This is a genomic window from Mycoplasmopsis felifaucium ATCC 43428 (assembly GCF_000687775.1).
In the GTDB taxonomy this organism is placed as follows: Bacteria; Bacillota_I; Bacilli_A; order Mycoplasmatales; family Metamycoplasmataceae; genus Mycoplasmopsis; species Mycoplasmopsis felifaucium.
In genome coordinates this window covers 1-11644 of record NZ_JHXS01000004.1, presented here as the reverse complement: position 1 = coordinate 11644, position 11644 = coordinate 1, and the positions used below count along the sequence as shown (strand labels likewise).

The 11644-nt window shown below is 29.0% G+C and carries 8 protein-coding genes; 2 read left to right on the top strand and 6 right to left on the bottom strand.

The features are described 5' to 3' along the window. Positions 1-12: 12 nt before the first annotated feature. From T390_RS0100925 to T390_RS0100900, 6 genes are all read right to left on the bottom strand, one after another. A complete protein-coding gene (locus tag T390_RS0100925) occupies positions 13-501 on the bottom strand; it encodes a DUF3899 domain-containing protein (RefSeq protein WP_027334669.1) in 489 nt (162 codons plus the stop codon). A gap of 79 nt (positions 502-580) precedes the next feature. Continuing rightward, entirely contained in the window at positions 581-3046 is a 2466-nt protein-coding gene (locus tag T390_RS03690; protein WP_084260946.1) for an ATP-binding cassette domain-containing protein, read from the bottom strand. Continuing rightward, a complete protein-coding gene (locus tag T390_RS0100915) occupies positions 3036-4127 on the bottom strand; it encodes an ABC transporter ATP-binding protein (protein WP_036435941.1) in 1092 nt (363 codons plus the stop codon). Before T390_RS0100915 ends, T390_RS03690 begins: the two co-directional genes overlap by 11 nt. Positions 4128-4138: 11 nt before the next feature. Continuing rightward, entirely contained in the window at positions 4139-5485 is a 1347-nt protein-coding gene (locus tag T390_RS0100910; protein WP_235732215.1) for an ABC transporter permease, read from the bottom strand. Between the two features lie 12 nt (positions 5486-5497). Next, a complete protein-coding gene (locus T390_RS0100905) occupies positions 5498-6586 on the bottom strand; it encodes an ABC transporter permease (protein WP_027334666.1) in 1089 nt (362 codons plus the stop codon). Positions 6587-6598: 12 nt separating this feature from the next. Then, entirely contained in the window at positions 6599-9457 is a 2859-nt protein-coding gene (locus T390_RS0100900; RefSeq protein ID WP_027334665.1) for an OppA family ABC transporter substrate-binding lipoprotein, read from the bottom strand. A 410-nt stretch (positions 9458-9867) separates the two neighbouring features. Between T390_RS0100900 and T390_RS0100895 the strand changes: the two genes are divergently transcribed. Both T390_RS0100895 and T390_RS0100890 read left to right on the top strand, forming a co-directional pair. Next, the gene (locus T390_RS0100895) at positions 9868-10773 is read left to right on the top strand and encodes an MSC_0882 family membrane protein (protein WP_027334664.1); all 906 of its coding nucleotides are present in this window, start codon (positions 9868-9870) and stop codon (positions 10771-10773) included. A 26-nt stretch (positions 10774-10799) separates the two neighbouring features. Then, the gene (locus T390_RS0100890) at positions 10800-11345 is read left to right on the top strand and encodes a DJ-1/PfpI family protein (RefSeq protein ID WP_027334663.1); all 546 of its coding nucleotides are present in this window, start codon (positions 10800-10802) and stop codon (positions 11343-11345) included. Positions 11346-11644: the final 299 nt, after the last annotated feature.

Below are 11644 nucleotides of genomic sequence, written 5' to 3'. Positions count from 1 at the left end.
TGACAGATTAAATTATTTAACGGCTTGCAAAATTCCTGCAGTAATTAGGGTCAAAATTGCAATTACAGCAATTAAAACTAATACAAAGTTATAGCGTTTTTTGTTTTCTTTTTGCATTCTTTCTTGTTTCGCTTCTTGCAATTGTTCATTTAAAATTTTAACTCTAATTTGTTTTTCTTCGCTATTAGGTTTTTTCTTTTCTTCTTCTAGCTTTCTTATAATGTCATTTTCACGATTATATTTATTATTTTTTCCTTTAAATAAGGATAATCCGAATCCCATTTCAAGTATTCACATTAAACCTGAATATGATAAAAGTGTAATTCCAATAATAAAAGTAAAATCTTTTGCAAGTCTTATGGAAGTAAAATTACTTTTCTTAACTTTAAGAAAATAATAAACTAAGCAAATAGTTATAACAATAATAAATGAAGCAATTAAATGAATAGATTTTTTTCAGGAAAATGAATTTCTGAAGTATTCCTTTGTCGATTCTTTCATATGTCTATTATAACATTTATTTAATTGTTAATTTTATTGATATTTTTGACTAAAAACATAATAAAATAGCCTTTTTAGGCTATTCATTATTTGTATTATATACTGAAGTGTACTCTACATCTTCACATTTATGATTTTTACCGTCATAAGGGAGTTGTGAATTATCATTGTCTGATTTTAAAAAACTATATAGCTTTGGATTTATTAAATTAAAAGGAGCAATTCATTTTTCAACTTGAGCTTTTGTGCCGAACAAGAAGTGTTCATGTTCAACTAAATAAGTTTTGGGAACATTTGGATATTGTTGTTCTTTTAAGTAGTCTAATTCAAAATTGATATTTTGGAATTTTTCATTTGCATTAGATATCTTAGGTATAGCTTTGAATAAGTTAATTGTATATGGATGCATTGGTCTATCATAAACGGCTTTAGTATCACCCGATTCAACAATTTTACCAAGGTGCATTATTTGTACTCTATCTGCTATGTACTCAATCATACTCAAATCGTGAGCAATAAAAACCATTCCGATATTTTTCTTTTGACATAAATCTTTAAGCAAGTTAACAACTTGAGCTTGAATTGAAATATCTAATGAAGCAATAGGTTCATCAGCAACAATTACTTTTGGTTCTGTAATTAAGGCTCTAGCGATAACTATTCTTTGACGTTGACCGCCTGAGAATTCGTGTGGATAACGATATGCAAATTGTTTTAATAAACCAACATCTTCAAGAGCTTTATAAATTATTGACTTAGTTAATAATCTTGAAATCATTAATTTTGAAACAAGATCAATTTTAGATTTTTTAATTCCTAACAATAAGTAAATTGTTTGAACGTCTTTAATCAAATATTTGACTTCAATTTCAAATGATTTAAGAGTAGTTAATTTGTTTTGAATTTTATTTCTGTAAATTGAAATGTTTTTTGCAAAGGCTTGTAATGCTTGAACTTCTTTTTTATTTTTCTTGTCGCAAGCGGCTTTAGCTTTTTTGTAATCACTTTGTAATTTATCAAAGAATTGTTTATTAATTAATGCAAATTGCTTGTCTGTATATGTTTGTTGTGATTTAAGATTTTTATATAAGAAGGATTGATCATTAATATCTTTATCAAGTTTGCGAATATCAGCTTTAATCGATTCAGCAAAATTATTATCTTCAAATTCTTTATGTTCTTTAGCTTTAAAATAAATTTCTTCAGCTTTTTTAACATCTTCAAGAGTAGCCGAAGGTGTTTCTTTGATTTTTAAGATTGTTTTACAGTCTTTTAATTCTTTTTTGATACGTAAAACTTCTTCTTCGTATTCTCTTAATGTATTAGCATTAATAATTAAATATTTTGAGTAGTCAAAATTATAATTTTGCTCTATACTAAAGGATGCTACTTGTCTAAAATCACTTTTAATAAGCGGTATACGTTCAAGATGCTCTTGGAAAAATAACTCACTGTATCTTTCTAAGTTAGCAATTAAGTTTTTAAGTTCTTCAACAGAAAGATATCTTAACTCTTTTCTTCAAAGTTTTAAATATTCACGTTTCTTTTTGAATATTAAGGCTTTTTTATAGTTGAAAAAGTAAAATTCGGGATCATAGGTGAACATTTTAGAATAATTTGCAATTTTGTAATCATTCTTAGCTTCACCGATGAAGTTTGTATATGCACTTTTTGTTGCAGTTATATCATCATTAAACTTATTTTGAAGTTCTTTAAGTTGTTTTTCTAACTCTTTAATTCTTAATAAAGCATTATATTTATTAATTGAAATTTTAGATAACGCTTTAGTTTTTTCATAATTTTTAGTTGCGTCAATTAATTGCTTTTCATCATCTGTAAGATTACTATCACGGAACATAGCTTGTTTTTGATAATAGAAACTAGTTAATTCTTCCGTATTTGAATACATGTCGTTGATAATCTTACTTTCCATGTTTTGTTTTTCTTCTAAGTAAGCAAAATATGAAACAAAGTTATCTTCAATTGAATTATTAACTCAGTCAAATGAAAAGTCAGTAAAATTATCTGTTCATTTAGGGAAGAAATCTTTCGCTAAATCATTGATTGATCTAAGGTTTTGTATTTTTAACTTTTTAGCTTTTCTTATAAAAGTATATTTGAAGTTAGATTTAACATCTTTTCAGTCTGAAAAAAGATCATTAATTTTATTTTTAATAATGTTATTAACAACTAAAGGTTCTTTTAAGATGTTGAAAATTGATTTTTGGCCATTTAATGAAGCGTGTGGGTCTTGGAAGATCATTTGAATATTTTTACGCATGAATTTATTTCTTCTGCTTTTGATCTTCTTACCGCTTATAATTTTACCTTCTAAGGTAACAAATCCATTAAAGTCATCATAAATTCTTAAAAGTGATTTACCAACTGTAGTTTTACCACTACCTGACTCACCAATTAAACCAACAATTTCACCTTCTTTAACATTAAATGACACACCATCAACAGCTTTATTTACTCTACCATTATTGAAAAAATATTTTTTAAGACCTTGAATATCTAAAATAACACGATCACTATTCTTCATCTTTAAATACCTTTCTAAAGTGGTTAAGTCTAATTTCTAGTTGTTTTGGTTTTTCAACTTTCGGAGCATCAGGATGTAATAATCATGTAGCAGCTGCATGATGATCATTAATCGGAATCAAAGGTGGTTCTTTTTCAAAGTCAATCTCCATCGCAAAATCATTACGAGGTGCAAACGGATCACCTAAAGATAAGTTAGCCATATCAGGAGGCGTACCTTGGATTGAATATAAACGTTCGTCATCATTTTCAGGTATAGCTGAAATTAATGCTCAAGTATAAGGATGTGCGGGATTGGTGAAAATGTCTTTTCTAGTGCCTCTTTCAACAATTTTACCTGCATACATAACATAGATATAATCACAGAATTTAGCAACAACACTAATGTTATGAGAGATTAAAATAATTGAAATATTGAAATCTTGTCTAATTTGTTCAAATAAAGCTAAAACACTTGCTTGAACAGTTGGATCAAGTGCAGTAGTTGGTTCATCTGCAATAATTAATTTTGGTTTTAAAGCAACAACCATCGTAATAACCACACGTTGTTTCATACCACCACTTAACGTATGTGGATATCTACCAAAAATTTCTTCAGGTTCATGAATGCCGAATTGACCAAGTAAGCCAATTAAGTAAGCACGTTTTTCACGTTTGCTTTTTCCTTTTCAGTCTTTATTTAAGTTTAATGCGTCAAGAAGTTGGTTCCCGATAGTTCTAGTTGGATTTAAGCTCGTAAGAGGGTCCTGAGGAATATAGCCTATGTAATGTCCTCTAATTGCTTCTCATGTTTTTGGTTTTTTAATTTTTGAAAGATCTAAGTTGTCAACAATTAATTCATCAAAGGCCGTTAAAGCAGCTTCATTTACATTTATTAATGCTTTTGATGTAACTGATTTACCGCTGCCAGATTCGCCTACTAAACCTACAATTTGACCATTTGTAATATCTAAGTCAATTCCTCTTACAATTCTAATTAATGAGTTCTTACCATTGCGGAAATCAACAGTTAAATTACGAACTTTAAGCAATTGATTTTCACTAAGTGTATCTGTTTTTAAAAAGTCAATTTTTATACTCATAAGTACTCTTTCTATTTTTTAAGTTTAATTACTTTAGGATCTAAAGCATCGTGTAAACCTAATGCAACGAATTGTAAGGAAATTGATATAAATAATAGGATACTTGCAGGTAAGATCATAACTCAAGGGTTAATTGATGCTAATGAAATATTATCTAGCATAAACTTACCTAGGTTATATGAATTTGGATCATTGAAGAATCCAAGGAAAGCAAGTGAAGCAATACTAATAATTACTGATGGAATTCTACGCACATAACTTTGAGAAATTTTTCCAACTACAGCAGGTAAAGCGTGGTCAAAAATTCTTCTCATTGGTGATGCACCAATACTTTTTGCAGCAGTTATATATTCTTCATCTTTAACAGTAATAATAAATAAACGAGTTGACGAAATTGGGTATGTTCAACCTACAAACAGCAATCCAGCAATTAAAACTGGTGCACTTGTTCCTCAAATAGAAACAAACATTAAAAGTCAAATAATTGAAGGAGGTGCTTGGAAAATTTCAATTAATCTACTGAATACTGTGTCAATTCATTTTCCGGCATAGAAACCTAAAATAGCACCAACGAATACTCCAATGATTGTTTCAACAGTAGCAACAATTAATGCGATTCATAACGATTCTAAGGTTCCTGCTCAAACGGTAGTTCAGATGTCATAACCTTCTTCGGTAGTTCCAAATACAGTAGTAATTGAAACTTGATCAAGAGCATCTTTAGCTTGTAAGTAGAATCCATCTAATTCACCTTTAGTTAAGTTAAATGGATGAGAAGTTTCTTTTCTTAATTTAGCCATAAAAGCGTTAATTTCAGATGCTTGTCAATATTTATAAATATCAACTTTGTAAATTGGGTTTTGAGAATCACTTGCAGGGTCAATAATGTAAGTTTTGCCTTCTATTAAATATGGTTTAAGATATTCATAGAAGATGTAATCTTTGCTTGTAAAACGATTTATATTTACAATTACTTCATTATTTCTTCCTGTGAATTCTTTCATCGGTGCAAATGAAGGAGGCATTGATTTAATACTGTTTAAAGATGTACCTGTAATTTGGTATCCTTTTGCTTTTCATTCAGCATCAAGTCTATGGCCCGGTAAATATGGTGAGGTGTATTTAACTACAATGGCTGTAATAATAATTCCTAAAAATACAATAGTAGAAATTAAAACAACAGGGTTTGAGAAAAATCTTTTAAGAATTTCAATAGCTAAAATTTTAGGTTTTCCGGCTATGGAGTTAGAACTTTTAGAATTTTCTGAAAAAACTAGTTTAGCTGCGAATTCTTTATTTATTTTGTATTTTTTATTAAACTCTTCAGCAGATAACTGAGGGTTAATCTGGTAATTCATTTTTTCTACCTCCTATTCTTGTGCTTGTTGTGCAAAAACAACATTTTTATTTTGTTTAAAGATTTCTCTTAATTTCATTCTTCTAGCGTGTGAAGCTTTAATATATCTAACTAAATCAAAACCACTGCCTGATTCATAAACAATTCTAGGATCAAGAATGGTAAATGAAATATCTACAATAATTTCAGTAAATAATGATAAAGCTGTAAAGAAGAAGATATTAAACATAACAACATTAATTTCGCCTTTAGGGAATGCTGAAGCTATAATGCTTGAAGTACCTGGAATTGATCAAAATTTTTCTATTACAATACTTCCAGAAAGCAATCCAATATAAGAAGGTAATACTAATGCAATTAAAGGAATTGAAATGTTTCTTAAAACATATTTAAAGAAAATTTGTGTGCCGCTTAAACCTTTAGTTTTAGCAATCAAAATGTAATTACTTGTTAAAACGGTAACAGTTTGGTTTCTTGAATATAAAGTATAAACAGCAAGAGAACCTAATGTAACAACGATAATAGCAGGAATTAAACTATAGAATGAATCTACAATTGTTGCTTTTCCGTTGCTAATAGTTGCTCCTGGAGCAACGAAGCTGTTTGGAAAGCCTGCTTTTGTAAATAAATTTATTAAGAAAGGAGCAATAATAAACGAAGGAATAGCCACAAAGATAAATACAAAAATATTTATAATGCTATCTCAAATAGTCCCCCGTTTATAACCTGCAAAAACACCTAAAGAGATTCCTAAAATTGAACTAAAAACGAATGAAGGTAACGAAACCATAATACTTCATTTTAAAGGCTTAAAGAACAAGTCAGGAATGTTTTTGTAATCTGTTTTTAAGAAATATATTTCTCCGAAATCCCCTTTAAAGAATTTTCCAAAATAAGTAATAACTTTTTGGAAAATAGGAACGCTATCATATTCTTTTGATAGCTGTAAAATTCTTTCCCTGTCCTTAACATTTGTTATAGTAGGGAGCTGAATTTGAAAAGGGTTTTCAATAAAGCTAACGATTAATGTATATGAAAAAACTAAAATAATAAATAGAGTGAGAATAGCCAAAACTATTCTCTTTAATAAATATCTAGTCATTTACTAAAAACTCTATTTTACAGAATCATTAGCATAAGAAATATCACTAAATCATAAGGCATTAACACCAAAGTAAGGGAAGTTTACATATGGGTTAACAAATGATAGTGTAAAGTCTTTAGGTATTCTTCTTTCAGTGTCAATAAGTGGTCCAACATAGTTTGAAATTTCATTTGCTAATTTAATAACTTCGTCAGTTGATAATTTTGAAGCATAAGCTACGATAAATTTAGTTGTGGCAGTTGATAAACTTGCATGCACAGGTGTAAGAGTTGTAACAACTTGTCCATTATCTACTTTGTAACGTTCATAGTTCTTTCTAAATGCTGAAAGCGTTCTTAAGTCTATGTCTTTAAACATTGAAACAGGCACACCGCCAGTTAAATCAGTTGATGTTTGAGCAAATTTTGCATATTCTTTAGCCAATTTAACAAGCTCGGGGAAAGCAGGTTGTAATTTTTGTGCAATTTTTTCGCTATTTCCAACTACACCTAAAATTATATTAAGCTGTGCACTATTTAAGAATCCATCAATACCAGAACCCATACTGTTAACATCATAACCTCAACCAGCTAATTGAACAGATGAAAATTGTTGAACATTTTTTCATAATTCCTTACCTTCATTGTATTTTTGATATGAAGGAGCAAGTCTACCTTTTTCATCTAAACTTCTAACTAAGTTCGGAACAACATTTTCAAATAAATCTTTATATGTAACTGGGTTATAGTTAATGTATCTAAATGGTACTACTCATTCAATTTTTTGTGTTTCTGGAATGTTATTATCTGCATAAAATTTATCAAGTAAAGCTGTAATTTGTTTTTTGATTTGATCATAGCCATATGATCTAATTCTTAATGCATCATCTTGCAAGTCAGTAATAAGTTCTGCATTCATTGCGGGGGTAATTGATGAAACACCACCATTAAGTTGTAATCTGTTTAGGTTTGAATCTAAGGCGAATAAACCAGAAATTTCTTGGTATTTGTCAACTGTAGTTAAATCTTTAGAATCAGAAGCACCAATTAAAGCATCAGGAGCATATCCACTAACTCAGCTTTTGCTCATACCATCACTAACTGTTGAAGCTACTTGTTCTCAGTTAATTGCCGCATTTACTAATGTTCTAAATACTAAACCATTTCCAGCAAATATTTTGGTATAAAAGTCTTCACCTTTTTGAGATCCGTCAATGATTTCTTGTCTTGACATACCATAAACTAATTTAGAGTAGTTTTCATTGAAGTTAAATGAATCAACTCCTGAATCCTTAGGAATTTCAAATGTTTTTGGAAGAATTAAAGGCATCATTGTATATGCTGAGCTGTTTGTATTGTAGTATTTTGTGTAGTATTCACCAATAGTTTTTCTATTTTTACCAGCTTCCAATCTGTCTTTTTCATTCAAGTCATTTGGATTAATTCTTGAAACTAAACCACGTGAATATTCGTTGTATAGTACTGATTTATACTGGTTATCGTCAGTTTGGTTTTTGTATTTTAGTTGGTATTCTTTAGTTTTTGTATTTTGTGCATCAAAGTATTTTTCATTTTTAACTCATTTTTCAGTTTGTGAACCTGAATCATATCCGCCGAATAAATATCTTCCTGAAAGTAGTGTATCTTCATAGTTAATTCCATATCAGTAAATACCCGCTTTAACAATTGGGTTATCTTCTGGTAAAGCTTTAACGGTATCATATAATGATTGTAATTCAGCTGTTTTACCTTCTTGGAATGGTTTGATTGTGAAGTTTTTAGCTTTTTCAGCTATATATTTACTTGGTGCAGCTAAAAAGGTTTGATCATTTGCGATTTGAGCGAATAAGTCTTTAAAATAGGCTTGTTCATTTTCATTGCTTACGTTAAATGTAAGAGCATCTTGACCATCTACTTGAGTAATAAATTTATCTCTTTCATAGAAATCTTCTGATTTAATGTTGTATAAAGAGAAAAGATATTCGTTTGGATATTCTTGACCTTCAGTAAAGTATCTTGATCCAGTTTCTAGTAATGAGTTAGCGTCGCTATCTAATTTTGCAGCTTTAGCTAAAATTTGTTCATGAGTTAAACTTTGTGATCCCCAAGCTTTTCCAAGTGCTTCAGCACGTGTACCGCTTGATAAATACGCTGTTCTAAGTCATGAAATATAGTAGTCATCCGCAGTTACATCATAGTTAGTTTCTGTGCCGCTTTGAGTTAATCATTTAAGACCTGGACGTACAACAATTTGAAGTTTTTTAGCATTTGCTAAAACATCTTCAAAAGCTTTTGAGTTAATACTTCTTGCGTTATTTGAACCAACTTGGTAAAGAATTCTTGAATAGTATTCTACATTTTTACCATTAACTGAAACAGTGCCTTCAGCTTCAGGATAAACATCATATTCATCATTGTCAAAAGTATGAACTTGATTATCTTTTGTAGTTACAACAACTTTAGAACCATATTCTAATTTATATCTTCAAATTGATGGACGAACAATTTTTAAACCATTTGAATCAATTACATATGGACGAAGCATTGTTTCAGTTCTAATTAAAGGACTTGCAACATTTTCCCTTGAGCTTCCTGTATATCCACCATATCCAATAGATCTATCTAAAAAGTATGATGCAATTGGTTGACGTTCTGAAGAAATATACATTTTAAAGATACCACGTTGAGCTAAAGTATCTGATACGCTAGCATCAGTAGGTTTAATTGCATTATCTGTTCATTTATTGTCTGCGTCTAATAATTGCGAAACAATATCTTTATCTGCATCAGCTGCTTTATTTTGTGTATTTCCACATGCAACAGCAGTAAGTGCCAGTGGAACTGCTGATAAAGAAGCAGCAAATAAAGGGACACTTAATTTTCTTTTCATAATTTCCTTTCTAATAAATAATTACATTATTTATTTAGTTTTCTAAAATTATATTCTTTTAATTTAATATATTATCGTTGTTATGAAATTTTTAAAAAGTACAGAAACCTTAGTTCCTGTACCTATTATTTTTTTACTTTTATAGCTATATTGTAGTAATACATAAACACAGGAAATTAAGACGAAAATGGCATTAAGTAAAACTTAATGTTCTTATTCATAATAATTTGTGTACATGTAAATATGTTCTTCATAACACGTTAATTATAAAGCTTTATTCAAAAAACTAAAAAATATTTTTATTTTACAGTGTGAAAATTTATTTCACAGTCCTAAAACTTTTAACTTGCAAAATATAATAAAGAGAATTGTTCTGATCTTATATATAATATTAATTAACAAAGGGAAATATGAAATACAAGCCAATTTTAAATAACAAAACGATAGAAATTGTTCAAAATAATCAAGAATTAGGTATCTCTAGTTCAAATAAAAAAATACATCAAGATCCTAAACAACAATTTTCTCCAAGGATTTATAACGTAATTAGATCAGAGAAAATCCTTAAGATTTCCTTGATGTCAATAGCATTTTCAATAATGATTTCTTCAATTGTATTTTTCATATTAGCCTATTTTAAAGTTTGATTCTTTAATACAGGCGATCAAAAACCACTTTATGGATACTTAATATTATTTGGAACTATTGCATTTTTTGCTATGGTAACAGGCACAAAAAATGCAATAGAAAATGTACAATGAACGCATACAGTTCAGAAATATCGCGACGCAATGTCTACTGGAGACTATACATCAAGTACAACCTTCCATATTGTTTATAAAAGAATAGTACTTAAAGATATCAATTTATTATGAGGATTAATTTTCATATTAACATACTTAGGATTATTAACCTTAATTATCTTTGGGCTATATAAAACAGGTGCATGAGAAGCAGGAAAACCTAATGGTGTCTTCCATATTAATCTTGAATGAAGAGTATGATTAGATCAAGCATTCGGTAATACACAACTTTTTTGCATTATAAGTGTTATTATTATGGCTTCATTAGTTGGTGCTTATATAATAATTAAATTATTTGATAAAAAACGTTTAGCAGATATTAGTGATTTTCTTGGTGAAAAATCCGTAGAAATTCACGAAGCAATTGAAAAAGCTAAAAAAGATCGCAATAAAATGTGATTTAGAATTTACATTGTTGTTGTTATCTTAACAATACTTCTTCCACTTGCATTAATGATTGTAGCAATTTGAAGAGGAGTTTTAAGAAGAAAGAAAGCAGCTTCCGCAGTATAATGCTGCTTTTTGTATAAAGGAGATTTATGAATTTATTAGTGTTAGTCCACTCAGAATTTAATGATATGGAATTGGTTGATGTTTTAAGTGTGTTAAACAGAACTAAAGATGTAAATATTACTTTTTATAATCCTGAAGTTAAAGAAGCTACCGGACAACACGGCATTGTATCTTTAAAAATGGTTAATAAGTTTAAACTTAATGATTTTGATGCAATTTTCATCCCAGGCGGTAAAGGAGCTAACTTTTTAAGAAAAGATGAAGAAGCTTTAAATGTAATTAGAGAATTTAAAACAAACAATAAATACATTTTTGCTATATGTGATGCACCAAATGTACTATATGAAAATGACATTATAACTGACGAAAACACCTATGTATCATATCCAATTGAAAATTTATTAGCAGGCAAAAACAGAAGAGTTGCCTATGCTTGTGCAGACAAAAAAATTATCACAGGTAAATGCCCAGCTGCTGCTTTAACGTTAGGGTTGCTAATTATAAAAGTGGTTTTTGGAAACAAATTATATGAACAAATAAAAAACGATGTATACGGAAATCACGAAAAATAAAAGCTGGGAAACCAGCTCCCAGATTGTAATTTCAAAAGCTACAATCAAAATAAAGATATATCTTATTTACAAGGTATATCTTTTTTATATATTTTAAAAAACTTAAATAATAAAAAATCAAGATAGACATCTCAATTTTTATAATTAATCTATTAGCTTTTTAAAAAATTTGTTTCTATTAGCGTTGCTTGCGTGTCCTCGTTTTTGTCATCCGTATAAATTTTCATTTTCTGGTATTTCATTTCACGGGTTTTCTTGACTAAGTTTTGTGTAAACATCAATAGCAGATAAATAACCTA